This window comes from Kitasatospora sp. NPDC005748 (assembly GCF_040630735.1).
In the GTDB taxonomy this organism is placed as follows: Bacteria; Actinomycetota; Actinomycetes; order Streptomycetales; family Streptomycetaceae; genus Kitasatospora.
On the sequence record NZ_JBEXYD010000005.1, the window covers coordinates 92,780 to 117,978 of the forward strand.

24 protein-coding genes are annotated in these 25,199 nt (G+C 73.7%); 11 read left to right on the top strand and 13 right to left on the bottom strand.

All coding sequences use genetic code 11. The features are described from left to right. The first annotated feature begins 75 nt into the window (after nucleotides 1-75). Complete coding sequence (locus ABZ495_RS06260; RefSeq protein ID WP_359834669.1) at nucleotides 76-1,827, top strand: serine/threonine-protein kinase; 1,752 nt, start codon at nucleotides 76-78, stop codon at nucleotides 1,825-1,827. A gap of 167 nt (nucleotides 1,828-1,994) precedes the next feature. Here ABZ495_RS06260 and ABZ495_RS06265 read toward each other — a convergent pair whose 3' ends face one another. Both ABZ495_RS06265 and ABZ495_RS06270 read right to left on the bottom strand, forming a co-directional pair. Then, a complete protein-coding gene (locus tag ABZ495_RS06265) occupies nucleotides 1,995-2,219 on the bottom strand; it encodes an e9imm peptide (protein ID WP_359834671.1) in 225 nt (74 codons plus the stop codon). After that, entirely contained in the window at nucleotides 2,216-2,392 is a 177-nt protein-coding gene (locus tag ABZ495_RS06270) for a hypothetical protein (RefSeq protein WP_359834673.1), read from the bottom strand. The genes ABZ495_RS06265 and ABZ495_RS06270 overlap by 4 nt, the downstream gene beginning before the upstream one ends. A gap of 202 nt (nucleotides 2,393-2,594) precedes the next feature. Here ABZ495_RS06270 and ABZ495_RS06275 point away from each other — a divergent pair, with 202 nt between their 5' ends. The 5 genes from ABZ495_RS06275 to ABZ495_RS06295 all read left to right on the top strand — a co-directional run bounded on the left by ABZ495_RS06275 (nucleotide 2,595) and on the right by ABZ495_RS06295 (nucleotide 5,962). Then, a complete protein-coding gene (locus ABZ495_RS06275) occupies nucleotides 2,595-2,951 on the top strand; it encodes a PRC-barrel domain-containing protein (RefSeq protein ID WP_359807140.1) in 357 nt (118 codons plus the stop codon). A 101-nt stretch (nucleotides 2,952-3,052) separates the two neighbouring features. After that, nucleotides 3,053-3,319, top strand: coding sequence for a metal-sensitive transcriptional regulator (locus ABZ495_RS06280; protein ID WP_359807143.1), 267 nt, complete (start codon nucleotides 3,053-3,055; stop codon nucleotides 3,317-3,319). A gap of 90 nt (nucleotides 3,320-3,409) precedes the next feature. Next, entirely contained in the window at nucleotides 3,410-3,658 is a 249-nt protein-coding gene (locus ABZ495_RS06285) for a hypothetical protein (protein WP_359834675.1), read from the top strand. A gap of 394 nt (nucleotides 3,659-4,052) precedes the next feature. After that, nucleotides 4,053-5,381, top strand: a complete 1,329-nt coding sequence (locus ABZ495_RS06290; protein WP_359834677.1) for a deoxyribodipyrimidine photo-lyase — start codon at nucleotides 4,053-4,055, stop codon at nucleotides 5,379-5,381. Nucleotides 5,382-5,548: 167 nt separating this feature from the next. Beyond that, a complete protein-coding gene (locus tag ABZ495_RS06295; protein ID WP_359807150.1) occupies nucleotides 5,549-5,962 on the top strand; it encodes an SsgA family sporulation/cell division regulator in 414 nt (137 codons plus the stop codon). A 334-nt stretch (nucleotides 5,963-6,296) separates the two neighbouring features. Here the strand turns inward: ABZ495_RS06295 and ABZ495_RS06300 are convergent, their stop codons facing one another. The 4 genes from ABZ495_RS06300 to ABZ495_RS06315 all read right to left on the bottom strand — a co-directional run bounded on the left by ABZ495_RS06300 (nucleotide 6,297) and on the right by ABZ495_RS06315 (nucleotide 9,525). After that, on the bottom strand, nucleotides 6,297-6,773 hold the full coding sequence (locus ABZ495_RS06300; RefSeq protein ID WP_359807152.1) for an ATP-binding protein: 477 nt from the start codon (nucleotides 6,771-6,773) through the stop codon (nucleotides 6,297-6,299). Between the two features lie 143 nt (nucleotides 6,774-6,916). Next, nucleotides 6,917-7,309 carry an STAS domain-containing protein gene (locus ABZ495_RS06305; RefSeq protein ID WP_352296515.1) on the bottom strand — a complete coding sequence of 131 codons (393 nt, stop codon included), beginning with the start codon at nucleotides 7,307-7,309 and terminating at the stop codon, nucleotides 6,917-6,919. A 114-nt stretch (nucleotides 7,310-7,423) separates the two neighbouring features. Further along, nucleotides 7,424-8,335: a SigB/SigF/SigG family RNA polymerase sigma factor gene (locus ABZ495_RS06310; RefSeq protein WP_359834679.1), complete on the bottom strand. Its 912-nt coding sequence runs from the start codon at nucleotides 8,333-8,335 to the stop codon at nucleotides 7,424-7,426. A gap of 134 nt (nucleotides 8,336-8,469) precedes the next feature. Next, nucleotides 8,470-9,525: a mechanosensitive ion channel domain-containing protein gene (locus tag ABZ495_RS06315; protein ID WP_329491337.1), complete on the bottom strand. Its 1,056-nt coding sequence runs from the start codon at nucleotides 9,523-9,525 to the stop codon at nucleotides 8,470-8,472. Nucleotides 9,526-9,810: 285 nt separating this feature from the next. Between ABZ495_RS06315 and ABZ495_RS06320 the strand changes: the two genes are divergently transcribed. The 4 genes from ABZ495_RS06320 to ABZ495_RS06335 all read left to right on the top strand — a co-directional run bounded on the left by ABZ495_RS06320 (nucleotide 9,811) and on the right by ABZ495_RS06335 (nucleotide 14,623). Next, a complete protein-coding gene (locus ABZ495_RS06320; protein ID WP_329491338.1) occupies nucleotides 9,811-10,284 on the top strand; it encodes an SRPBCC family protein in 474 nt (157 codons plus the stop codon). A 282-nt stretch (nucleotides 10,285-10,566) separates the two neighbouring features. Then, nucleotides 10,567-12,012 carry an endonuclease/exonuclease/phosphatase family protein gene (locus ABZ495_RS06325; protein WP_359807159.1) on the top strand — a complete coding sequence of 482 codons (1,446 nt, stop codon included), beginning with the start codon at nucleotides 10,567-10,569 and terminating at the stop codon, nucleotides 12,010-12,012. Between the two features lie 52 nt (nucleotides 12,013-12,064). Further along, nucleotides 12,065-14,041 carry a phosphocholine-specific phospholipase C gene (locus ABZ495_RS06330; RefSeq protein ID WP_359834682.1) on the top strand — a complete coding sequence of 659 codons (1,977 nt, stop codon included), beginning with the start codon at nucleotides 12,065-12,067 and terminating at the stop codon, nucleotides 14,039-14,041. Between the two features lie 108 nt (nucleotides 14,042-14,149). After that, on the top strand, nucleotides 14,150-14,623 hold the full coding sequence (locus ABZ495_RS06335; RefSeq protein ID WP_352295268.1) for a VOC family protein: 474 nt from the start codon (nucleotides 14,150-14,152) through the stop codon (nucleotides 14,621-14,623). Nucleotides 14,624-14,703: 80 nt separating this feature from the next. On the opposite strand, the gene ABZ495_RS06340 is transcribed toward ABZ495_RS06335, so the two are convergent. The 7 genes from ABZ495_RS06340 to ABZ495_RS06370 all read right to left on the bottom strand — a co-directional run bounded on the left by ABZ495_RS06340 (nucleotide 14,704) and on the right by ABZ495_RS06370 (nucleotide 21,668). Continuing rightward, nucleotides 14,704-15,960, bottom strand: a complete 1,257-nt coding sequence (locus ABZ495_RS06340) for an aromatic acid exporter family protein (protein ID WP_359834684.1) — start codon at nucleotides 15,958-15,960, stop codon at nucleotides 14,704-14,706. Between the two features lie 97 nt (nucleotides 15,961-16,057). Continuing rightward, nucleotides 16,058-16,801: a polyprenol monophosphomannose synthase gene (locus tag ABZ495_RS06345; protein WP_359834686.1), complete on the bottom strand. Its 744-nt coding sequence runs from the start codon at nucleotides 16,799-16,801 to the stop codon at nucleotides 16,058-16,060. 253 nt (nucleotides 16,802-17,054) lie between these two features. After that, nucleotides 17,055-17,324 (bottom strand): GlsB/YeaQ/YmgE family stress response membrane protein, encoded by a 270-nt coding sequence (locus ABZ495_RS06350; RefSeq protein ID WP_329491344.1) that lies wholly within the window; start codon nucleotides 17,322-17,324, stop codon nucleotides 17,055-17,057. 98 nt (nucleotides 17,325-17,422) lie between these two features. Further along, nucleotides 17,423-18,601, bottom strand: coding sequence for a sn-glycerol-3-phosphate ABC transporter ATP-binding protein UgpC (gene ugpC, locus ABZ495_RS06355; protein WP_329491345.1), 1,179 nt, complete (start codon nucleotides 18,599-18,601; stop codon nucleotides 17,423-17,425). Between the two features lie 48 nt (nucleotides 18,602-18,649). Further along, nucleotides 18,650-19,483, bottom strand: a complete 834-nt coding sequence (locus ABZ495_RS06360) for a carbohydrate ABC transporter permease (protein WP_329491346.1) — start codon at nucleotides 19,481-19,483, stop codon at nucleotides 18,650-18,652. Beyond that, on the bottom strand, nucleotides 19,480-20,403 hold the full coding sequence (locus tag ABZ495_RS06365) for a sugar ABC transporter permease (protein ID WP_359834688.1): 924 nt from the start codon (nucleotides 20,401-20,403) through the stop codon (nucleotides 19,480-19,482). The genes ABZ495_RS06360 and ABZ495_RS06365 overlap by 4 nt, the downstream gene beginning before the upstream one ends. Further along, complete coding sequence (locus tag ABZ495_RS06370; RefSeq protein ID WP_359807174.1) at nucleotides 20,400-21,668, bottom strand: ABC transporter substrate-binding protein; 1,269 nt, start codon at nucleotides 21,666-21,668, stop codon at nucleotides 20,400-20,402. The genes ABZ495_RS06365 and ABZ495_RS06370 overlap by 4 nt, the downstream gene beginning before the upstream one ends. 341 nt (nucleotides 21,669-22,009) lie before the next feature. On the opposite strand from ABZ495_RS06370, the gene ABZ495_RS06375 reads away from it, so the two are divergent. Continuing rightward, complete coding sequence (locus tag ABZ495_RS06375; protein WP_359834787.1) at nucleotides 22,010-25,042, top strand: AMP-binding protein; 3,033 nt, start codon at nucleotides 22,010-22,012, stop codon at nucleotides 25,040-25,042. Nucleotides 25,043-25,199: the final 157 nt, after the last annotated feature.

The window sequence follows — 25,199 nt, forward strand, 5'->3', positions numbered from 1 at the left end:
CGTTCGGCCGGAGTGATCGCGACGCGGCCTATACTCGGTCTGCTTGACCGGCGAACGGCACAACGGGGGGCGTTCATGGAGAGCTACACGGAGACTCCGCTGGGCCTGATCATCCTGGTCCTGGGCGGCGTCGCACTGGTCGTGCGGATGGTGTCCTTGCCGCTTCTGATGCTGGCTCAGCAGGCCACCCGCCATCGCGCGATCGGTCGCCTCGCGGGCCCGGGCGGGAGGGTGGCGGTGCCGTCGGGGCTGACGGCGGCGGCGGTCGGTGAACAGGTGCTCGTGCTGCTGAGTGCGGCCGGCCTCCTGGCCCTGCTGAACTCGACGATCGCCGAAACCGACTTCGTCTACATGATGCCGTCGATCGTCTCGGAGAGCCCGCTGGCCATCGCGCAGGCCCTGGACGTCCACTTCTCCATCACGCAGCCGATCTACCTCATCCCGGCGGTGGTCGCCCTGCTCGGCTGGGTGTTCCTCTGGCTCCTGACGCAGCGCAACCTGCTGGTCGTCGGCATGCCCCCGGGGGCCGGGACGACCACGGGCAGTGTCGTCCGGCTGATCGGCGGCTTCGTCCTCCGCGCGGTGCTCGGTGCACTGGTGCTGCCGATCGGGGTGGTCGAGGGTGCGCTGATGTTCCAGATCATCGCGCTCGTGACCAGCCGGCGCCCGCTGGCCGGCGGTGCCGACCGCACGGCCCACGTCCCGGCGGATGCTCCGCCCGCTGCCCGGCCCGCGCCCTACCTGCCGATGCCCGCGGCCCCGGTCGACGCGCCGTGGTCCGTCCCCGCCCCACCGGCGCCGCAGGTCGCGCCGGCTCCGCTGCACCTCGGGCGCGTCGAACCCGCCGGGCAGGCCGGACCCGCCTCGCCCGCCTCACCCGTCGGGCACGTCCCGCACCAGTCGCTGTACCCGCACGAGCCGCGGACGATCGGCGGGTACCAACTGCTCGGCCGGATCGGGGCCGGCGGCATGGGGACGGTCTACCTGGCCCGTCGGGAGGGCTCGGCCACCCAGGTCGCGCTGAAGACGATCAACCCCGAACTCCTCGGGGAAGCAGACCTGTTGCGTCGCTTCGAGCGCGAGGCGGAGGTGCTGGCGATGGTCTCCGGCGCCTACACCGCCCGGGTGCTGGACGCCGGTGTGGACTCCGGGCGCCCCTACCTGGCCATGGAGCTGCTGGACGGCCGCCCGCTCGACGTCCATCTGCGCGAGCAGGGGCCGATCCGCTCCCCGGAGGCGCTGCGGGCCCTCGCGCTCGCGCTGGCCGTCGCGCTGCGCGGAGTGCACCGGCTGGGGCTGGTGCACCGGGACCTCAAGCCCGCCAACATCATGCTGACGACGGCGGGGCCGCGGCTGCTCGACTTCGGCATCGCGGCGATCGTCGACGGCACCCGGCTGACCCGCACCGGCGGCGGCCCGGGGACGCTGACCTACATGGCGCCCGAACAGTTCGGCGACGGGCCGGTCGGCCCGGCGGCGGACGTCTGGGCCTGGGCCTGCTGCGTGGTGTGCGCGGCCCACGGGGGGAGTCCGTTCGCGGCCGCCAGCACGGGGGCGGTGATCCGCCGGATCGTCGACACCGGCCCGGAGCCGACGGCTCTGGCAGCCCTCGCCGCGCTCGACCCGGCGCTCGCGGCGGTGGTCGGCCGGGCGCTGACCGCGGACCCGCAGACCCGCCCCGGCGACGGTGGCGCACTGCTGGACCTGCTGACGACGCGCCACGGCCCGGGCAGCACCGAGCCCGACGCGGGCGCGCTGCGCGAGGAGATCACCCATGGGTGGCGCACCCTCGCCCTCCGGGCGGACCAGGACTTCCCCCGACAGTGACCGCCTCCCCGGTGCCGGAGCGGTAGCCGGAGTCCGCTCCGGTACCGGAGAAGACCCGGGCACCGGCTCGGGCCGCCGAAAGGCTGACGGTCCTTGCCGTCCTACCCACGGCGGCGCACCATCCGGCACACGGTGGCCGACCGTCCGGCCGCGGGCTCGGGACCCTCTCACAGGGCGAAGGGCCGGTACCCCAACGCCTGACCGACGACCTCGGGAGCCGTCGGCTGCCTTCCCTCGGGCCAGAGGATCAAGTCGCTGCCGTAGCCGCCCGGACAGCCGAGGGCCTTGCCCAACGCCACCACCACCCCGCACGGCTCGGCATCGTCGGCACAGTCCGCGTCCATGATCTTCTGCACCCACGCAACGGCCGCTTCACGAGCCGTCTCCGTCACAGCCACCCCTTCCCATGGGGGGCCGAGCCCGGCGCGTCACCTGATCGGCCGGACAGCTCCAGGGCGCGGTGCCGCTCCCAGGCCTCGCCGGTCCCCGCCACCGAAGCGTGCCGCAGCGAGTGCAGGACGGCGCCGGGCAGGCTCACCTGCTGGGCGGCGGCCGCGGCGTGCACCCGCTCGGCCTCCCCGGAGCGCCGGCTGCGCGGGCCCGTCGACGCGTGCCGGGGGTCGCCAGGCCCGCGTACCCCTTCTCCGGCCGGTCGGGTGCCGCGGTGCTCGCCGGGCGCCCCGCCCCGTCGCGGCGCAGGATGGAGATCCCGGGTGTCCGACGACGGCACCGGCGACACGGGAGGCTGCGGTGAACGGGAGGCTGCGGTGATCGGAATGGCTGACATCAGGGAGTGGCGCGGCCACGCCGTGGTCGACGAGAAGGACCACCGGATCGGCACGCTGGAGTCGGTGTACGTGGAGACGGCCAGTGACCAGCCGTTCTTCGTGACCGTCACGGTCGGCCTGCCGTCCCGGCGGCGGCTGGTGTTCGTCCCGCTCGACGGCGCCGTGGTCGGGCCCGGCTACGTCCGGGTCGCGTTCGCCAAGGGCGTGGTCAAGCAGGCGCCCTCGATCGGCACCGACGACGTGCTGCCCGCCGAGGACGAACCGGCGGTCTTCTCGCACTACGCACTCGCCTACACCCCCGGCGCCGGCGGTGAGCGGCGGCTGGCCAGGCGCTGAGCGGCCCGGGGGAGGGGTGCGTACGGGTCGGCCCCGGCGGCCGCGATACCCCACGGGGTACGCTGGAGGCTCGGTCACGACGGCGGAAGGCGGCTCCCGGTATGCAGGTGGACGAGGAAGCGGTGGGCGCCGTCCTGAACCGGCTCCGTCGGGCCCAGGGGCAGCTGGCCGGTGTGATCGCGATGATCGAGGCAGGCCGGGACTGCAAGGACGTCGTCACCCAGTTGGCGGCGGTCTCCCGCGCCCTGGACCGTGCCGGATTCAAGATCGTGGCCAGCGGGATGCGCCAGTGCATGGCCGCCGCCGACGGGGAAGCCCCGCCGATGAGCGAGGCGGAGCTGGAAAAGCTCTTCCTGACCCTCGCCTGAGGCCGGACGGCCGGACGGCCCGGGCCCGGTCGCACGCCGTGACCGGCCGCGCCGATCGGCGGAGAACGGTCCCGGCGGAAGGTGGAGGCCATGGACGACATCGGCTTCGGCCGGGCGATGGAGGGCCTGTTGGCGGCCTCCCAGCGGATCGGCCCCGGTGAGCTCGCTACGGCCGTCCGGGACGCGGCCCGGACGATGGGGCTCACCGACGCGCTGGTCCTGCTCGCCGACGTGCGGCAGGTGCGGCTCGCACCGCTGCTGCCACCGGCGGCGGAGGGCACCGACGCTCCCACCGGGCCGGTCGTCGTGTCTCCGCTCCGGGGGCACTGCGGCGGCTGATCCACGCACTGCTGGAGCGCCAGGACCACCGGCTCACTGACGACGCCACGATCGTCCTGGTGGAGTGGCACCCCGCCCACTGATGCTGGGACCCCGCCCTCTGATGCAGGGACCCCGCCCCGGCCGGCGACGCGGTGAGCTTCCCGCGGTTCCGTCCCGGATCCGGACCGCGCGTGAATTCCCGGCGCGCCGTGCCCCGTTCGGCGCACCGGGGTGGGAGGCTCGTCTGTCCCCGCAGGGCAGCCGCCGACCGGCAACCGCCCCGCGCACCGAACGCCGAACACCGCACCGCCGAACGCCGAACACCGCACCGCCGAAGGCCGAACACCGCCTCCGCCGGACCGGCCGGACCTGCCCCACATCCCACCCCACCACGACCCCCGGGCCACCACTGATGACCGTCTCCATCGCCCTGCTCACCCAGGATCTGCGCCTGCACGACAACCCCGTGCTCCGGGCCGCCGCCGAGGCCGCCGACGAGGTCGTGCCGCTGTTCGTCCTCGACCCCGAGGTCGACGCCGCCGGCTTCGCCCCGCCCAACCGGATGGCCTTCCTCGCCGACTGCCTCACCGACCTCGACGCCGCGCTGCGCCCGCTCGGTGGCAGGCTGGTGCTGCGCCGGGGCGCCGCCGCCACCGAGACCGCCCGGCTGGCCACCGAGGTGGACGCCGTCTCGGTCCACGTCGCCGCCGGCGTGAGCGCCTTCGCCCACCGCCGCGAGCAGGCCCTGCGCGACGCCCTCGGCTCCCGTCTGCACGTCCACGACGGCGTGCTGACCGTGGCCGTACCGGGCGCGGTCAGCCCCGCCGGCAAGGACCACTACGCCGTGTTCACCCCGTACTTCCGGACCTGGCAGCAGGCCCCGCGCCGGACGCTGCACCGCGCGCCCCGGGCGCTGCGCACGCCGGAGGGCCTCGCGAGCGAGCCCGTCCCGGCCGTCACGCCGGATTCGCCGGGGCTGCCGCCGGGCGGTGAGCGCCCCGGCCGCAAGCTCTGGCAGGGCTACGCCCTGGAGCGGTACGAGGAACTGCACGACGACCTCGCCGCCGACGGCACCTCGCGCCTCTCGCCCTACCTGCACTTCGGCTGCGTCTCCGCGGCCGAGCTGGTGGCGTCCGCCGAACGACGCGGCGGCAGCGGTGCGGAGGCGTTCGTCCGGCAGCTGGCCTGGCGGGACTTCCACCACCAGGTTCTCGCCGCCCGCCCGGAGGCGGCGCACGCCGACTACCGGTCCAAGGGGGACCACTGGTTGCCCGACGACGCGGAGTCCGAGGCCTGGCGCCGGGGCCGCACCGGCTTCCCCCTGGTGGACGCGGGCATGCGCCAACTCGCCCAGGAGGGCTGGATGCACAACCGGGCCCGGCTGGTGACGGCCTCGTTCCTGACGAAGACGCTCTACAAGGACTGGCGGACGGGCGCCGCCCACTTCCTGCGGCTGCTGGTGGACGGTGACTTGGCCAACAACCAGCTCAACTGGCAGTGGGTGGCCGGGACCGGTACGGACACCCGGCCCAACCGGGTGCTCAACCCGCTCGCCCAGGCGGACCGGCTCGACCCGGACGGGGCCTACGTCCGGCGCTGGGTCCCTGAGTTGGCCGACCTGCCCGGTCGCTCCGTGCACCGCCCGTGGCGGCTGGACCACCCACCGGCCGACTACCCGGCACCGATCGTCGAGCCCGAGACGATCTCCGCCCGGCTCCGCCACGCCCGCGGCCTCGACTGAGCCCCCGACCGAACCGTCGGTTCGGGGCCCCTCGCGGGCCGGTAGGGCGACATGACGAGCGGTCAAGTATACCGGCCGGATGGGTTGGAGCGGTTCTGACACGCATGGTCCCCGCCGACGGGGGTAGCCGGGCGTGCACCACTGCTGCAACAGAAGGGGGGCGCACGGTGCCCGAGATCGTCGAGGACGTCATCGAGGCCTGTCTCGTCGGCCCGGAGCCCCGGCCGGTGCTCATGGGGCTGCGCTACGACCCGGCCGACCCGTTCGCGCTGTCGCTCGGTTTCGGGGCCGGTGCCTCGCTCGGACTGGAGGGTGCACTGTCCTGGACGGCGGCCCGCGAGCTGTTCGGGGAGGGGCTGCGCAAGCCGTCCGGTCTGGGGGACCTACGGGTCCGGCCGTGGGCTCCCGGCGTGATCGCCGTCGAGTTCCACGGCGACGAGGGCTGTGCCGTCCTGGTGTTGTCCTCCCGGGACATGGTGCACTTCCTCCGCCGGACGTACGAGGTGGTCGCCCCGGGGACGGAGCACCGGCTGCTCGACTGGCCGGACACGGTGGCGGGCCTGGTGGGGGAGACCGGCTGAGCGGAGCGCGACGACCGGGGGCGGTGGCGACCTCAGCACGAGGCTGCGTCGCCGCCCCCGGTCATAGGCGGGCTTCCGCCCGGAGCGGGCTTCGGGCGCAACCACCCGCGTCGGCCGGCGAGCCGGGGAGAGCCCGGTACGACGAACAGCCGACGCACGAGGATCGACCGGAGCACGACGAACACCACGGCCCGGGCGGGGAAACCGCCCGGGCCGTGGCCTGTGTCCTGCTGACCCCTGAGTGCCCTGAACCCTGAGTGCCCTGAACCCTGAGAGCCCTGACCCTGAGAGCCCTGAGAGCCCTGAACCCCGAGAGCCCTGAAGCCTGAGCCGTTCAGTGCCCGGGAGCGAGTCGGGCGGCGTCGATCTCGACCCAGACCGCCTTGCCCTGGTCGTGGCGCTCGGCGCCCCAGCGGTCGGCGGCCCGCTGGATGATGAACAGGCCGTGGCCGCCGGGCAGCCCCGGCCGGTGCGGCAGGCGGGGCTCGGGGAGCGCGGACTCGCCGTCGCTCACCTCCACCCGGAGCCGGGCCGCGGACGCGTCCAGTACGAGTTCGAGCGGCCCGCCGCCGTGCATCATCGCGTTGGCCACCAGCTCGGCCACGAGCAGCACGACATCGTCCGCCACGTCCGGGTCCGCGCCGCTCTCCGGAGCCAGCCACGCCCAGTCGGCGAGCGCCTGCTGGGTGAAGGCACGCGAACGGGCCACCGGCTTGGGCAGGCCGGCCAGCCGCAGCCGCCGGCGTTGGCCGGCCTCCGGTAGCGCGGCTCCGGACCGGTTGTCGTCCAGGGTGCCCCGGCCCCTCGTCATATGCGGTTCACCCCTTCGTGCGGTTGCTGTGGCTCGTCGTCCGATCGGATTCCCGGGCAGCGCCAGGATATTCCTGTGACGGCCGTTCGACTGGTCGCCCGTGGTCATGGGCGGGCGGAGCGGGCCGGATCGCACGGTCGTGCTCAACGGACGAGCGCCGCGCCGACCGAGTCATGGATGGAGAACACGGCGCCGGCGCCGGTCAGTTCCAGGACGCGGGCGACCGGCGTGGCCACGGCCGCGAGGCGGAACTCCACCCCGGCGGCGGAGGCGGCCAGGCGGGTCTTCAACAACAGGTTCAGGCCGGAGGAGTCGCAGAAGCCGACGCCCTCCAGATCGACCACGACCAGGGGGGTGCCCTCGTCGACCAGGGAGGTCAGCGCCCGCTCGGCGGGCAGGAGGCTGTCGATGTCGAGATCACCCGCCACCGCGCAGACCGCCGCCTCGGCGTCGGCCCGCCTTATGTCCACGGTCAGCGCGGGCGGCAGAGTGCTCGCCGCCGCCGTGATCCGGTACTGCTCGTCCTCGACTGGCATCGTGGTTGTCTTTCCCCTCCAGAGAGTTCCCTTCGACCATACGCGGGGGAAAGCCCGCGGCCAAGGCGCACGCCCCACAGGAGGAGTGACGCCCCGGCCGCCGGGGTCGCTCGGTCAGTCCTGGTCCAGACCGGCGCGGAGCCGGCCGAGGATCCGGCTGAGCAGCCGCGAGACGTGCATCTGGGAGACGCCCAGCCGGGCGCCGATCTCGGACTGCGTGAGCTCTTCGGTGAAGCGCATCGAGAGGATCTGCCGGTCACGCTCGGGCAGCGCGGCGATCAGGGGCTTCAGGGCGACCAGGCTCTCGATCTTCTCCAGCCGGCCGTCCTCCATGCCGAGCCGGTCGGCCAGGGAGCCCCGGGAGTCGTCGTCGGTGGACTCGGAGCCCAGGTCGAGCGACCCCACGGTGTGGCCGTTGGCGGCGGTCAGCCCCTCGGTCACCTCCTCCGGGGTGAGCGACAGGTGCTCGGCCAGCTCGGCGACGGTCGGGGCGCGGTCGAGCCGCTGGGTGAGCTGCTCCTGGGCCCTGGCCAGGGTCAGCCGCAGCTCCTGGAGGCGGCGCGGCACGTGGACGGCCCAGGTGGTGTCACGGAAGTGGCGGCGGATCTCCCCGAGCACGGTCGGCACCGCGAACGTGGTGAACTCCACACCGTGCCGGGAGTCGAAGCGGTCGATCGCCTTGATCAGGCCGACGATGCCCGCCTGGACCAGGTCCTCCTGCGGCTCGCGGCTGGAATTGAAGCGCCGGGCGGCGTAGCGGACCAGGGAGATGTTCAGCTCGATCAGCGTGGCCCGGACATAGGAGTACTCCCGGGTGCCCTCCTCCAGTGCGTCGAGCCGGGCCAGCAGGGTCCGGGTCAGTTCACGCGCGTCGGCGGGGGAGACCTCGCTCGGTTCGGCGATCTCGGGGAGCTCGGGAAGCTCGGTGATCTCCGTGGTCGTCGAGAGGCCGGAGAGACCGGGCGTTCCGGAGGTGGCTCCCAAAGGCCCGGCGCTCGGCCGGGCCTGGCCCTGAAGGGGGAACACGGGGGCGAGGAGAGCATCACTGGACGGAGCCATGTCGGTCCTTTCATCGGTTCCGCGACGGTCTGTCCCTGTGTACCCGGGATCTTCGGACCGATTCCCCTTTGATGTGTGGTGATTCTGCAAAGAGGGTGTGATTACCCCGACATGTGAGCCTCGTCTCGTCCTGCGGCGCGGGCGACCGGCACCCGGGGCAGGGCGTGCGGATGGGTCTCGCACAGGTAGCCGACGAGGTGTTCGCGGACCTGGCAGCGCAGCTCGAACGCGGCGTCGGCGTCGGGCGCGGTCATCAGGGCCCGCACCACGATGGTGGTCGGTGTGGTGTCGACCACCTGGAGGGCACTGCCCTCGCCGTCCCACAGCGAGCTCTTGGCGAGGAACGCCTCGAACTCCGCCCGCAGCTCGGGCACCGGGGTGCGGTGGTCCAGGTGGAACAGCGCGGTGCCGGTGATCTTGCTGGTGCGCCGCGACCAGTTCTCGAAGGGGCGGCCGGCGAAGTACGACATCGGCATCACCAGTCGCCGCTGGTCCCAGGTGGCGATCACCACCGAGGTGAGCGTGATCTCCTCAACCGTCCCCCACTCGCCGGCGACCACGACGACGTCGCCGATCCGGATCAGGTCGCCGAAGGCCATCTGGATGCCCGCGAACAGGTTGGCGAGGGTGCTCTGGGCCGCGATCCCGGCCACCACGCCGACCAGCCCGGCGGAGGCGAGCAGGCTGGTCCCGAGCCCCCGGACGGCGGGGAAGGTCATCAGCATCGCCCCGAGGGCGACCACGGCGACGGTGGCCTGGAAGATCCGGCCGAGCAGACCTGCCTGGGTCCGGGCCCGGCCCGCCCAGGCGGGGTTGCGCCGCCGCCCGGCGAGTTGCATCGCGCCGCTCGTCGCCAGGGCGATCAGCCGCGCGGCCAGCCAGGCGCAGGCGGCGATGGTCGCGAGCACCAGCAGGTGCCGGACGGCGGCGTGCACGACCGGGGCGGTACGGGCCCACGGCTCCCCGGCGAGCATCAGTCCGCAGGCGGTGGCCGCCAGCAGGGGTGGTCGACAGGCGCGGAGCAGGGTCGGTGTGGGACCGGTGTGCCCGCGTGCGGCGACCAGTCGTGCCACGGCCTCCGTGAGCAGGTTGAGGCCGTAGGCGGCGACGGCGGCCGAAGCGGCGACGACGATCAGGCGGACGAGGCTCCACCCCATGGTGTGCGGTTCCCTTCCTCGGGTCGGTCCCGCGGGGGCGGTCCGCGGGAATGGGTCCCGCCTGCCCCCGGCTCCGCCGCCCACACCCGCCCCGGCCCCGCCGCTCGCCCCCCGGCCTGCCCAGCGGCCGATCGGCCCCCCGCCGCCGCCGGATCCGCGCTGGGCCGGCCGGGTGACGTCTGACGGATCGTCGGCCCGCGTGCATACCGGGGCGGGGCCGGGGCAGGCGCCCCTACGACCGACCGCCGGCCCGGCGGTCGGACCTCGGCGGAGAAGGGAAACGTGATGACACAGATCGAGGAGTCGGTCCTGGTCGACGTGCCGCTCGCGGTGGCGTACGAACAGTGGCGGAAGGTCGAGGACTTCCCGCGCTTCATGCGCGGCGTGGTCAGCATCGAGCGGCGTGGCGGGGAGCTCACCCACTGGGTGGTCGGCGTGGCCGGCGCGCACCGCGAGTTCGACGCCGCGACGACCGAGGTGGTGCCGGACGAGCGGGTGGCCTGGGCCGCGGTGGCCGGGGAGGTCCGGCAGTCGGGCGTGGTGACGTTCCACCGTCTCGGGGAGGACTGCACGCGGATCATGCTCCAGCTGGAGGTCGAGCCGCAGGGTCTGCTGGAGCGGATCGGGGAGGCGCTCGGTTTCGTCGACCGTCAGGTCATCGACGACCTGCACGACTTCAAGGAGTTCGTCGAAGCCGCGCACGGCGGCCCGCCGAGCGCACCCCCGGGCGCCGACCCTGGCACGCCCCGGGCGGCCTGACCGCCCACCGGTCGGCACCGCCGCCCGTCCACCCACCCGCCAGCGCGCCCGATCGACGCCCCCCGCGCCGGCGGCCCGGTCAGGGCCGGAGTTCCCGCAGCGCCCGACACCGCGTCATGCGTCGTTCACGTGGCGGTCGCCGACCTTGGGATGAATGGGGTCGCCCGCAGTTGTACAGCCAACTGCCGGCAACCCTCATCCCGATCTCCGTGACCAGCCGCGGACGGGCCCGGCCGTGCCCTCCCGCGGACCGGTCGCCCGGGCGCGGCGGACAGGACCACCGTGGCCGCAGGCAGCGCCCTGACGCTCAGCTCATCCGCCAACCCGGTCGAAGGCGACAGGCTCACCCTCCACTGGAGCACCGACGCCCCGGACGCCAAGAACTGGGTCGGCATCTACGACGGCAGCAGGAAGCCCGGCACCGGCTCGTCGCTGCTCTGGAAGTACACCCCGGCCGCCGCCGGGGACGTGCAGCTCGACACCTCGGCGCTGACCGGCGGCCCGTACACCGCGTACCTGCTGGCCAAGGACGGCTACGGCGTCCTGGCGCAGACCGCGCCCTTCACCTTCCGGCCCAAGCCCGCCGTGGTCCGCCCGCACAGCGCGGTCGACGCGCTGACCACCGCGGCCGTGGCGCCCGGGGGCGCCGTCTCGGTCAAGCTCGGCGGTCTCTGGTCCCGGCCGGCCGGCAACCCGGCGGGCACCGCGGCGTTCCGCAAGATCAGCGGCCCGGCCTGGGCCTCCGTCGGCTCCGACGGCACGCTCACCGGGACCGCGCCCGCCACCGCGCCGAAGAACCCGGAGGTGGTGGTCGTCGGCGTGAAGGACAGCGCGGGCGCCACCGACACCGTCACCGTGCAGATCCCGGTGGCGGACCCGGCAGGGCCGCTGCGGCTGAAGGTGGCGAGCTGGAACCTCGCCGAGGCCGGCGCGGCCTTCACCGACGCGGTGGAGAAGCAGCTGCGGGTGGTGCTCGCCCAGGGCCTGGACGTGCTCGCCCTCCAGGAGACGGCCGGCAGCGCCGCCCAGAGCCTGGCCACCGCGCTCGGCTGGTACGCCTACCAGAGCGCGGGCAGCGTCGGCGTCCTCAGCCGCTACCCGCTGTCCGCCGTCACCCCGGTCACCGCCGGGCTGCCCGCGGCCGGTGTGACGGTGCAGCTGCCCGGCGGCCGGGGCGTCCGCTTCTGGGCCGCCCACCTGGACGAGGCGAACTACGGCCCCTACGCGGTGCAGGACGGCCAGAGCGCTGCCCAGGTGACCGCCGGGGAGAGCGCCTCCGCCCGCCTCCAGCAGGCCACGGCGCTCGCCGCGGCCGTCCGCGCCGAGGCCGCCGCGCACACCCCGGTGGTCCTCGCCGGCGCGCTCTCCTCGCCCTCGCACCTGGACTGGACGGCGGCCACCGCGGCCAGCCACGGCGGGGTAGGCCCGCTGAACTGGCCGGTCACGGTGGCCCTCCAGGAGGCCGGACTGACCGACAGCTTCCGGGAGGAGCACCGGAACCCGGCCAAGGCGCCCGGGGCCACCTGGTCGCCGGTCCGCAAGCAGCGGGGCAGCGAGCCGGAGCCGCAGGACCGGATCGACTACGTGCTGTACGCCGGCCCGCTGAAGCTGGTCGAGGCGCACACCCTGGTGGCGGACTGGCCCGCCACCGGGACCGACCCGGCCGCGATCGCCGCCAACCAGTGGCCCTCCGACAGCGCCGCCGCGGTCGCCACCTTCCAGCTCTGACGGCCTCCCGCCCCGTCCTGCTCCCTCCCCCGCCCCGAGAGGCCCGTTCGCCATGTCCGATCTCTCCCGTCGTTCCTTCGTCGGCGCCACCGCGGCCGCCGGCGCCGCCGCACTGACCGGCCTGCCCGCCGCGTCCGCGAGCGCCGCTCCCGCCGCCGGCCGGCCCACCGGCACCATCAAGGACGTCAAGCACGTCGTGGTGCTGATGCAGGAGAACCGCAGCTTCGACCACTACTTCGGCACCCTCAACGGCGTCCGCGGCTTCGGTGACAAGCAGGCCCTCCGGTTCCCGGACGGCACCGACGTGTTCCGCCAGCCCGACGCCGGGCGCGCCGACGGCGGCGCGATGCTGCCGTACCGGATGGACACGGCCAAGTACAACGCGCAGAACGCCGGCGGCCTCCCGCACGACTGGGCGACCGGTCACCAGGCGATCAACAACGGCGCGATGAACAAGTGGATCGCCGCCAAGGGCGAGCGCACCATGGGGTACTTCACCCGCGCCGACATCCCCTACCAGTACGCGCTGGCCGACGCGTTCACCCTCTGCGACGCCTACTTCACCTCGCTGGCCGGCCCGACCGACCCCAACCGGCTCTACCTGTGGACGGGCACCTCCGGCCCCGGACGGGACGGCACCACCGGTCCCTGGATCGACAACACCCCGGTGACCGACAACCCCGTCGCCGACTGGACGACCTACGCCGAGCGGCTGCAGGCGGCCGGCGTCTCCTGGCGGGTCTACCACAACCCCAGCAAGGACGACCGGACGGGCGACTACGACGACAACGCCCTGTCCTACTTCAAGCAGTTCCACAACTTCCCGAAGGACGACCCGCGTTACGTCAACGCGATGACCAGGTTCGACCCGGCGGCCTTCGACGCCCACTGCAAGGACGCCACCCTGCCGACCGTCTCCTGGCTGGTCGCGCCCTACCTGTTCAGCGAACACCCCAACGCCGGCCCGGCGTACGGCGCGCACTGGGTGAACCAGGCCCTCCAGTCGCTGATGTCCAACCCCGCCGTCTGGCAGCACACCGTCTTCCTCGTCATGTACGACGAGAACGACGGCTACTTCGACCACATGGTGCCGCCCACCCCCGAGGCCGGTACGGCCGAGGAGTTCACCCAGGGCCGCGCGATCGGCCTCGGCAACCGGGTACCGCTCTGGGTCGCCTCCCCCTGGTCACGCGGCGGCTACGTCAACTCCCAGGTCTTCGACCACACCTCGGTCCTGCGCTTCATGGAACAGGTCACCGGGGTCGCCGAACCCAACATCTCCGCCTGGCGCCGGGCCGTCTGCGGCGACCTCACAAGCTGCTTCGACTTCGCGGCCCCGGACTTCTCGATACCGGAGCTGCCCGACACCGTGGCGCTGATGGCCAAGGCCGACGCGGGGGCGGCGCTCCCCGGTGTCGTGCTGCCCGCCGCCGGCACCCAGTCGATGCCCGTCCAGGAGCCCGGCGAGCGCCCGCACCGTCACCTGCCCTACCAGCCCTGGGCGGACGTCGAGGTGGACCGGAAGACCGGCAAGGTCACCTGCACGATGAGCAACGACGGCTCGGTCGCCTTCCCCTACACCGTCTACCCCAACATCGTCCTCCCGTTCGCCGGGACGCCGTACACGGTGGCGCCCGCTGCCACCGCCACCTACGTCTGGGACGCCGCCGCCACGCACGGCCGGTACGACTTCACGGTCCACGGCCCCGACGGCTTCGTCCGCCGCTTCGCCGGCACCGTCGTCCGGGACGGTGAGGACGGCCAGAACGACATCGGTGTGCCGATCGTGACGGCCGATCTGAGCGGCTCCTCCCGGCTCAGCCTCCAACTGGTCAACGACGGCCTGACCGACGTCGGTTTCACCGCGGTGCCCAACGACTTCGCGGGCACCGCGCAGACGGTCTGGGTCAAGCCCGGCAAGCAGGCCGACCTGGCCTGGCCGCTGGACAAGCAGGGCCGCTACGACGTCGTCGTGACGGCGGGCACCGGTCTGCGCTTCACCCAGCGGTACGCGGGCTGGGTGCACTGACCCCGCCGCCGCCGCCCGGGCCCGGGTGGGAACGGCCGGAGGCGCCGAACCGGTGACCTCCGGCCGTGGCTCGGCCGCCCGCCGCGGCCCGGCGGTTAGCGTCGGGCCATGCAGAAGATCACCACCTTCCTCTGGTTCGACGACCAGGCCGAAGAGGCCGCCCGCTTCTACACCTCGGTCTTCGCCAACTCCCGGATCACCGGCGTGACCCACTACGGCGAGACCGGCCCCGGCGAGCCGGGCCGGGTCATGACCGTCACCTTCGAACTCGACGGTCAGCAGTTCGTCGCCCTCAACGGCGGTCCGGTGTTCCACTTCACCGAGGCCATCTCGCTCCAGGTCGACTGCGCCGACCAGCAGGAGGTCGACGACCTCTGGGCCAAGCTCACCGCCGACGGCGGCGCGGCCAGCGAGTGCGGCTGGCTCAAGGACCGCTACGGGCTCTCCTGGCAGATCGTCCCCCGCGTGCTGACCGAACTGATCGCGGACCCGGACCCGGCCAAGGCCGCCCGGGTGGTGGCGGCGATGCTGCGGATGCAGAAGATCGAGATCCAGCCGCTCCTCGACGCCGCCCGGGGCTGAGACCGCCACCGCCGCGTCGGTCCTGAGGGCCCCGGCCGACGCCGGGGCCCTCAGGCCGGCTGCCCTCAGGACCGCTGCCCTCAGGCCCGCTGTTTGGCCGCCCGCCGCCTCCGCAGCCGGCCCGGGTTCAGCCGCTCGCCCCGGGCCAGCCTCCGCAGCCGGGCGAACCGGGAGAACCGCTCCCGGTTCGCCACCGAGGCCCGGTCCAGTTCCTCCATCAGCCGCCGGCTGCGGTGCTCCAGATCGAGTTCGTCGAGGATCCGGTCCACCTCGGCCAGCAGCGAACCGTGCAGCTGCCAGGCCTCCGGGTGCTCCTGCACCCGGAGCAGCAGCAGATGGGCGACGTTCTCCCGACTGGCCCAGGCGGCGGCCAGCTCGGAGGTCAGCCGCCGCTCGGCCTCCTCGGCGTTGCGGCTCACCTGGGTGGTGACCAGTACCGCGAAGCTCACCAGCGCCCCGCCGAGGTGGCTCAGCAGCTCCTCCAGCGCGACCGCGACGTCGGCCGGGAACAGCCGCTCGCCCGGGGCCCGCCGCTTGGCGAGGTCGGTGAGCGACCGGGCCAGCACCCGGATCACCACCACGCAGATCTCCAGCGTGTCCAGACCGGTCCGCAGCACCAGCCGGGAGAGCAGCCCCTCGCTGATCCGGGGGTTGAGCCGCAGGCTGTCCTCGGCCTGTCGCAGGGCGCCGTCGACGTCCGCGATGGCCTGGTCGAGCCGGCGGGCCTCGTACAGCCGTTCGGCCGCGCGCTCCACGGGGGTGGGCTCGCCGAGCTCCTCGGCGATGCCGAGCAGCAGGTGCCGGGCCCGCCGGGCGAGGTCCTCGATCGACTCGCCCGCCGTGTCGATCCAGACCGGCGGGGCGAACAGCAGGTTGAACAGCAGTCCGACGGTGGCGCCGATCAGCGTCTCCAGTACGCGGTCCCAGGCCTGTGAGGTCACCTGGCTCACGCCCAGGATGAGCATCGCGCTGATCGCCACCTCCTGGACGAACTCGTCCACCCGGACGAACCGCCCGATGATCAGCGAGGCCAGGATGATCATGCCCAGGCTCCACCAGGAGAGCCCGACCACCGAGCTGAAACCGATCGCGATCAGCACCCCGACGACCACCGAGTTGACCCGGCGGATGCTGGTGGTCAGCGTCGAGTAGACGGTGACCTGGACGACCAGCAGCGCCGTCAGGGGGGCGGTCAGCGGCGCCGGCTCGCTGCTCAGTCGAGTGGCCACCACGTACGAGAGCGTGGCGGCCACCGTGGCCCGGACCGTCTGGACGACGAAGGGTTGTCGGGCACCGCGGCGCAGCGTGGTGGCGAAGGTCTCCGGGAGTAGGGCCATGCCGCCCTTCTTTCCCCGTCCTGGCAGCTCACACTGCTGATCCACCGCACCGGCACTCGAAAGAGCCGCTCGTCCGGCCGACGCCGCCGGCCCGGTGCTAGGGCCGGCGGCGCTGTTCGCGCAGCAGCTTCCAAGGTGCGAGCGCCGATTCGAGCTGTACGCCGAGGCTCATCTTGGAGGTGCCCTGGACGCGTTCCTCGAACCGGATCGGCACCTCGCGGATCCGCATGCCCCGCTGGACGGCGCGGTAGTTCAGCTCCACCTGGAACGAGTACCCGTTGCTGTGCACCGAGGGCAGGTCGATCGCCCGCAGGGCCTGCGCGCGCCAGGCCTTGAACCCGGCGGTGGCGTCCTTGACGCCGAGGCCGAGGATGGTGTTGACGTAGAGGTTCGCCCAGGCCGACAGCGCCTTGCGGTGCCACGGCCACTCCTCGGCGGTCGAGCCGCCGGGCACGTAGCGCGAGCCGAGCACCACGGCGGTGCTCGCGTCGGCCAGCAGTGTCTCCACCATGACCGGGAGGACCGAGGCGGGGTGCGACAGGTCGGCGTCCATCTGCACCACCACGTCGGCGCCCTCCGCCAGGGCCCGGGTCATGCCCGCGACGTAGGCCCGGCCGAGGCCGTCCTTCTCGGTGCGGTGCAGTACGGAGACCGTGCCGGGCGCCCGGGCAGCGAGCCCGTCCGCGACCTCGCCGGTGCCGTCCGGGGAGTTGTCGTCGACCACCAGCAGGTGCAGACCGGGCAGCTTCAGGTCAGCGAGCAGCCCCGCGAGGACCGGCAGGTTCTCCCGCTCGTTGTACGTGGGTACGACGACAACGACCTTGGGGGAGGCCTCGACCATGTTCTGTCCCTCGCGCGATCCCCGGCCGGTGCCGCGCCGCCGGCGCCCGCAGCCGACCGGACAGGTGTCCACTTCGGTCGGGCGAGTCTAGCCGCGGTCGTACGTGCCCGGTCGCACCGCCCACCGGTGCTCCGGGCCGCGGCCGTCCGGCCGCCGGCCGGCATCCCGGTCCGGGACGTGTCGTCCGCGGCCGGGGTGCCGGGTGTGCCCTCCGGCTGCGGTGTCGGGTGCCCGCCGGCGGGCTTCCGGGTGCCTACCGGCTGGGGTGCGATCTGCTCCAGGCGGGGGCGACCAGGGCGATCAGGCCGACGGCGAAGGCGAGCTGGAGGATGTGGCGGATCCAGTCGATGCCCGAGGTGTGCCGCACGCCGACCCAGCCGGCCACCGCGTTGCCCAGCCAGGCGCCCGCGGCGCCGAGCAGCATCGTCAACCACCAGGGGATCGCCTGCGGGCCACGCAGGATCAGCTTGGCCAGAACACCCAGCACGAAACCGATGAGCAGAATCCACAGGAGCTGGAACATCGCATTCCACCTTTCGATGCGCGTTTCCCCATGATCGCCCGGATCACCCGCTTCGGCACGTCGGCGCGGGCCGCCCGGCGGCGGGCCCGGCCAGGCGCTCAGCGGTCGGCGTGGCTGAGGGCGGCCCCGGAGACCGGGTCGAAGACGTGCAGCCGGTCGGTGTCGATCCACAGCTCCAGCGGGCTGCCCTCGGCGGCCCGGGTGTCGGTGCCGATCCGGGCCACCACCTCGCGCCCGCGCGCGGTGGCGCCGGTGTCCCGCCGCTGCGCGGCCAGCTCCTCCAGCGCACCCGGGACGGCCGCCTCGCCCTCGACCGTGAAGTGCGCGAAGACGTCGGAGCCGACCGACTCCAGCACCTCGACCGCGACGGTGGCCGTCCGACCGCCGTGCGGGTGCTCCAGGAGGGCCGCGTCCTCGAAGTGCTCGGGCCGCAGCCCGACGACCACCTCGCGCGGCGCGTCCGCCGCGGTCAGCCGCTGCCGGAGCCGGTCGCTCACCGGCAGGTCGGCCAGCGCGGTGCGCAGCACGCCCTGCTCCAGGGTGGCGTCCAGGAAGTTCATCCCCGGTGAGCCGATGAACCCGGCGACGAACAGGTTGACCGGCTCGTCGTAGAGCTGCTGCGGCGCGCCGACCTGCTGGACGACGCCGCCGCGCAGCACCACCACGCGGTCACCGAGCGTCATCGCCTCGACCTGGTCGTGCGTCACGTAGACGGTGGTGGTGCCCAGCCGGCGCTGGAGGCGGGAGATCTGGGTGCGCATCTGCACCCGGAGTTTGGCGTCCAGGTTGGAGAGCGGCTCGTCCATCAGGAAGGCCTTGGGGTCGCGGACGATCGCCCGGCCCATCGCGACCCGCTGGCGCTGGCCGCCGGAGAGGTTGGCGGGCCGGCGGTCCAGGTGCTCGGTCAGGTCGAGGATCCGGGCGGCCTCCTCGACCTTGGCGGCGATCACCGCCTTGTCGGTCTTCGCCAGCCGCAGGGCGAAGCCCATGTTCTCGCGGACGCTCATGTGCGGGTAGAGCGCGTAGCTCTGGAACACCATGGCGATGTCCCGGTCCTTGGGGGCGCGGTCGTTGACCACCTGGCCGTCGATCCGCAGGGTGCCCTCGGTGATGTCCTCCAGGCCCGCGATCATGTTGAGGGTGGTGGACTTCCCGCAGCCCGAGGGGCCGACCAGGATCACGAACTCGCCGTCCGCGACGGTCAGGTCGATGCCGTGGACGGCGACCGCGCCGTCCGGGTAGCGCTTGGTGATGCCGTCGAGGACGATCTCGGCCATGCCCTGCCTGCCTTCCTGGGACGCTTCCTGCGGGGTGCTTTTCGGGGGTCAGCCCTTGACGGCGCCGGCGGTGAGGCCGGCCACGATGCGGCGCTGGAACAGCAGCACGAAGACCACGATCGGGATCGTGATCACCACGGCCGCCGCGGCGATCGAGCCGGTCGGCTGCTGGAACTGCGAGCTGCCGGTGAAGAACGCGATCGCCGCCGGGACGGTCCGTGCGGCGTTGGTGGAGGTCAGCGAGATGGCGAAGAGGAAGTCGTTCCAGCAGAAGATGAAGACCAGGATCCCGGTGGTGAACACCCCCGGCGCCGCCAGCGGCGCGATCACCAGCCGGAACGCCTGCGCGGGCGTCGCGCCGTCCACCTTCGCCGCCTTCTCCAGGTCCCACGGGATCTCCCGGAAGAACGCCGACAGGGTGTAGATCGCCAGCGGCAGCGAGAACGTCATGTACGGGATGATCAGGCCCGGCCAGGTGTCGAAGAGGCCCAGGACCCGCTCGATGTTGAACAGCGGCGAGACCAGCGAGATCGGCGGGAACATCGCGATCAGCAGCGACATCCCGATCAGCAGCCGCTTGCCCGGGAAGCGCAGGCGGGCCACCGCGTAGGCGGCCATGGTGCCGAGGACGACCGCGATGGTGGTGGCGATGACGGCGATGCCGATCGAGTTGACCAGCGCGCGGGTGAAGTCCGAGGTCTGGAAGATGCCGCGGTAGTTCTCCAGCGTCCACTTGCGCGGGACGAAGTCGCCGTCGTTCAGCGTGCTCGGGTCCTTGAAGGAGAGCGCGGCGATCCACCAGACCGGGAACAGCGCGTAGAGCACCACCAGCAGGTTGACGACGCCCCAGCCGGCCGCCGCGCGCGTGCGTCGGGAGGTCATCGGCCCTCCGTCCCGCCACCGGGCGCCGAGGCGCCGAACACCTTGATGAAGACCAGCGCGATCGCCGCCACGCAGAGGAAGATCAGCACCGAGATCGCCGAGCCGATGCCCAGGTTGAGCGCGGTGAAGAGGTTGTCGTAGCCGAGGATCGACACCGAGCCGGTGTCGTTGGACCCGCCGGTCAGGACGTAGATGTTGTCGAAGACCCGGAACGCGTCGAGGGTGCGGAAGAGCAGGGCGACCAGGATGGCCGGCTTCATCAGCGGCAGGATCACCAGCCGCAGCCGCTGGCCGAAGGTCGCGCCGTCCACCATCGCGGCCCGGACGGTCTCCCCGGGGACGAGCGCCAGACCGGCCAGCAGCAGGAGCGCCATGAAGGGCGTGGTCTTCCACACCTCGGCCAGGATGATCAGCCCGATCGCCTGCCAGTGGTCGGTGAGCGGGGCGCTGCCTTCGGGCAGCAGCGCGGCCAGGTAGCCGGTGTCCGGCGTCCAGGCGTACTGCCAGGAGTAGGCGGCGACCACGGTGACGATCCCGTACGGCACCAGGACGGCGGTGCGCACCGTGCCCCGGCCGAACACCGCCCGGTGCATCACCAGCGCCAGCGCGAGCCCCAGCACCAGCTCGATGGCCACCGAGACGGCGGTGATCAGCACCGTCACCCAGAGCGCCTGCCACCAGAACGGGGAGGAGAGCACGGCGGCGTAGTTGCCGAACCAGACGAACTCCGCCTGCTGGGGGAAGCGCAGGTCGTAGCGCTGGAGGGAGAGGTAGACGGCGTAGCCGACCGGGTAGGCCGTCACGGCGGTCATCACCAGCACGGCCGGGGCGCAGAGCAGCCAGCCGAGCCGGCGCTCCTGGCGCGAGCCCTCGGACAGGCCCTTCGGGGCTGTCGCGGGGCGGGTGGGCGGCCTGGTCACGGGATCAGCCCCTTCGAGCCGAGCGCGTCCCTGAGCTGGCCGTTCAGCGCGGAGACGGTGCTCTCCGGCTGCACGGCGGACGGCGGGGAGAGCGCGTGCGAGATCGCGATCGAGACGTTCTGGTAGGCGGGCGTCTGCGGCCGGACGGAGGCGGAGTCCAGCGCCGCCAGCACGTCGGCGGCGAACGGGTAGCTGTCGGTCAGCTCGGCGGCGGTGTAGAGGCTGCGCAGCGACGGCGGCAAGCCGCCCTTGAGCGCGTTGGTCAGCTGGTTGTCGCGGTTGCGCAGGCAGAGGGTGGCCTCCTGGGCCAGCTCGGGGTGCCGGCTGTAGGCACCGACCGCGAGGTCGATCCCGCCGATGGTCACGCTCGCCGGGCGGTCCGGGAGGACGGCCGGGTAGGGCGCCCAGCGGAAGTGCGGGAACAGCTCGGGCTGGTCGGCCTTCATCGCCGGGTAGACGAACGGGTAGTTGAGCTCGAAGGCGGCGGAACCGGACTCCATCGCCAGCCGGTTCTGGTCCTCCATCTGGTTGGAGAGCGAGGGGTCGGCGGCGGGGGAGTGGGCGAGGTCCCGGATGACGCCGGCGGCGGTGACGGCCGGCGGCCCGAGCGAGGGGGCGGTCGCGTCGGGGGTGAGCACCGAACCGCCGGCGCTGGTCACCAGGGTGTTGAACCAGACCGTCAGGCCCTCGTACTGGGCGCCCTGGACCTCGACGAAGTGCGGTTTGCCGGCCTTGGCCAGCGCGTCGGCCATGCCGAGCATCTCGGCCCAGGTGCGCGGCGGGGTGGGGACCAGGTCGTCGCGGTACCAGAGCAGTTGGGTGTTGGAGTTGTACGGGACGGCGTACAGCCGGTCCTTCCAGGTCGCGGTCTTCAGCGCGGCGGCCAGAGTGTCCGCGCCGGCCTGCTCCTTGAGCGCGCCGGTCCACTCGCGGATCCAGCCGGCCTCGGCGAACTCGGGCGCCCAGGTGACGTCGAGGCCCATGATGTCCACCCCGGCGTCGTGCGCGGCGAGCCGGCGCACCAGCTGCTGGCGCTGGCCGTCGGCGGTGCGCGGCAGCTTGTTGTAGCGGATCGAGTAGCGCCCGCCGGAGTCGCGGCCGCAGGAGTCGGCGGCCTGCTGAAGGGCGCCGGAGTCGTCGGGGAAGTTGTACCAGTCGAGGGTGACCGGTCCGCCGCCCCCGTCGGCGCCGCTGCCGCAGGCGGCGAGGGCCAGGGTCAGCAAGTGGACCAGGACGAGTGCGGCCCGGTGACGTGGTCTCGGCACGGCTCTCCCTCCGGTGGCGGCCTGCGGGTGGTCACGCTAGGGCGCGCGGCGGGGGCGGGCCGGGAGCTGACGGCGCGACACACCCGATACCCGCCGGGTGGGCTAGAGCTGGTCCGACCGCCGCCGCCGCGTGCGGCGGGAACGGTCGGACCGGGCCCGGCGCCGTTCCGCTTCGATCGGCGCCGGCCGGCCGGTGGCTCTGGCGGGCCGGCCCGCACAGCCGCTACGGTCTGGACCATTCACCCGTTGGCCGATCGGCCGCAGTCCCCGTCCAGGCCCTTCCGGGAGTCGTCATCAACACCCGATCCACCGTCAGCGCCCCGCTCACCCTGCCCGATCTGCTGGACGACCGGGCGGCCCGGCACCCCGGACGGACCGCCCTGTTCGTCCCCGGAGGCGCGCCGCTGGACTACCGCCGGTGGCGCGAGCGCGCCGTCCGCGCCGCCCACGGACTCGCCCGCGCCGGGGTCCGGCCCGGGGACCGGGTGCTGCTGCTGTTCCCCAACCACGGCTGGGACGCGTACGCGGTGGCCTTCCTCGCCGTCCACTACGCGGGCGCGGCCGGGGTGGTGGTCCGCGAGGACCTCGGCCCGGAGGACACCGCGCGGCTCGCGACGGCGAGCGCGGTGCGCCTGGCGGTGGCCGGCCCGGCGGAGGACCCCCGGGCGGCCGCGGCCGGCGTGCCCTGCCTGCCGCTCGCCGCGCTGGAGGCGGTGACCGGCGCCCCCGACGAGCCGCCGCACCGGGCCCGCCCCGAGGACCTGGCCCAGGTGATCGGCACCTCCGGCACCACCGGGGCGCCCAAGGGCGTGCACGCCGCGCACGCCAGCCTCACCGCGGGGCAGCGGCTGGATCCCAGACCCCGGCCGTACGCCCACTCGGCGCACGCCGTGCACGCCTTCCCGATCGGCACCAACGCGGCCCAGGTCGTCCTGGTCAACGCCCTGGTCGCGGCGCCCACGACGATCTGCCTGCCGCGCTTCGACGCCGAGGAGTTCGGCCGGACCGTCGAGGAACACCGGGTCGGCACCGTCTTCCTGGTGCCCTCGATGGCCGTGGAACTGCTGAACTCCGGCGTGGCCCACCGCCGGGACCTCGGCAGCGTGCTGCTGGTCAGCTCCTCGGCGGCCGCGCTGCCCGCGCCGGTCGCGACGGCGCTCACCGCCGCGCTCCCCACCGCCACCGTCGTCAACACCTACACCTCCGCCGAGTCCTCCCCGGCCCAGATATCGGCCGTCGTGGACGCCCGCCGGCCGGGCTCGGTCGGCCGCCCGGCCAACCCGGCCGACCTGCGGCTGCTCGGCGCGGACGGGCACCCGGTGGAGCCCGGCGCCGTCGGCGAGGTCTGGCTGCGCCAGCCCGGCCCGCCGCGCGGCTACGTGGCCGGACCGGGCGAGTCGGCCGCCGTCTTCAAGGACGGCTGGGTGCGGATGGGCGACCTCGGACGGCTCGACGCGGACGGCTACCTCTACCTGGTGGACCGGGAGAGCGACCTCATCAAGTCCGGTGCGCTGAAGGTCTCCACGCTGCGCATCGAGGACGTGCTGCACGCCCACCCGCGGGTCGCGGACGCGGCCGCGCTGGGCGTCCCGCACCCGGTGATGGGCGCCGTACCGGTCGCCGCCGTGGTGCCCGCCGCGGACGGCCTCGACCTCGACGAGCTGCGGCTGTTCCTGAGCGCCCGGCTCGGTCGCGCCGAACTGCCCGTCCGGATCCTGGTCACCGACCGCCTGCCGCGCAACCCCAGCGGCAAGGTGGTGAAGCACGAACTGCGGGCCCGGTTCACCGAATCGGCCGACCCCGCCCCCGGCACCCCGCCCGCCACCGACCGCGAGGTCGCCCTGGCCGGGCTCTGGCGACGGGTGCTGGGTCGCCCGGTGCGGGCTGTCGAGGACGAGTTCTTCGCCCTCGGCGGGGACTCCTTCCGGGCCGTCCAGCTGGCCGCCGCCATCTCCGCCGAGTTCGGCGTCACGGCGAGCACCGCCCTGGTCTTCGAACGGCCCTCGCTGCGCGCCCAGGCGGCCTGGCTCAAGGAGGCGCCGACGACGGTTCGGGAGCCGGGCCCACCGGCCGAGGAGGAGGTCTCGGACTTCCTCCGGGAGCTGCGCGCCCAGCCGCACGACGTCCCGCTCACCTCCCAGCAGGAGAACTTCCTGCGCTGGACGGCCGAGGCCGAGGGCCGCAACGTCGGATCGGTGGCCGTGATGTTCCGGGTCACCGAGCCGCTGCGCACCGACCTGCTGGCCGAGGCGCTGCACGAGGTGGCGCGCCGTCACCCGGCGCTGCGGACCCGGTTCGTCCCGGTACCGGGAGCCGGGCAGCCGGGGATCCGGCGCGCGGTGGTCGACGCGGACCCGGGCGTGGAGGTCGTCCCGGTCGAGGCCCCGGGCGAGAGCGACGACGAGGTCTCCGCCCGGCTGGTCGCCGTCCGGGACCGGCTGACCGACATCGCCGAGGGGCCGATGACCCGCCTCGCCGTGGTCACCCGGGGCCCGGACGACCACGCCGTGCTGCTCGCGGTGCACCACATGGTCGCCGACGGCTGGTCGATCGGGGTGCTGCTGCGCGAGCTGGGCGTGCTCTACTCGGCGCTGCGGCGCGGCCGGTCGGCGCCCGCCCCCCGGCCGGGACCCGAGTACCGGGAGCTCGTCGCCCGGTCCAACGCCCACTGGCCGGCCTCCCGCGCCCACTTCGCCCGCACCCTGGCGGCCGCGCCGCCGGCGGTGGAGCCGTTCCCGGGGCGGCGGTCCACCGAGGTCGTGCTGAGCGCGGCCCACCGGCTGGCCGTCGCGCCGGAGCGGGCCGCGGCCCTGCGGGCCCGCGCGGCCGAGGCGGGCGCGACGCCCTTCCAGGCGCTCGCGGCGGTCTGGCTGGGCCTGCTGGCGGAGCGCAGCGGCCAGGGCGACCTAGTGCTGATGACCCCGGTGCCGGGCCGGACCGAACCGGCGGCCGAGTGGGCCGTGGGCTGCTTCGTCCAGTCGCTGCTGCTGCGGATCGACGCGACGGGCGCACCCGGGTTCGCCGAACTGCTGGCCCGGGTCCGGACCGCCTCGACGGCCGCCCTGGACCACCAGCTCTACCCGTTCGCGGAGTTCAGCCCCCGGGTGCCGTTCGCCGCCTGGCTCCGCTACGAGAGCTGGAGCGCGCCGGCCCAGCTGCCCGGGCTGGCCTGCACCGCCTGGGAGGTGCCGCGCAGCGCGACCGTGCCGTACCCGATGCCGGGCGGGGACCGGCACGTGCCGGAGCTGGCGGCGGTCGAGCAGCCGGACGGCGGGCTGGTCTGCTGGCTGCGCTACAACGAGCACGCCTTCGCTCCGGAGACCGTCGCGGAGCTGGCGCAGGCCCTGGAGGCCCGCTTGCCGGAGGCCGGGTGAGGAGGAGGCGGAAGGGGTGCGTGCACGGTGTCGGCAGCGGGCGGAAGCGGCCGATTTGAACCGGTCGTCCGTCGGCGTCCGTTCTTTCCTGCACAATCGTGCATACGTTCGTCCCTTCGTACAGGAGTCTCGCCCCACCATGTCGCCGCAGACCTCG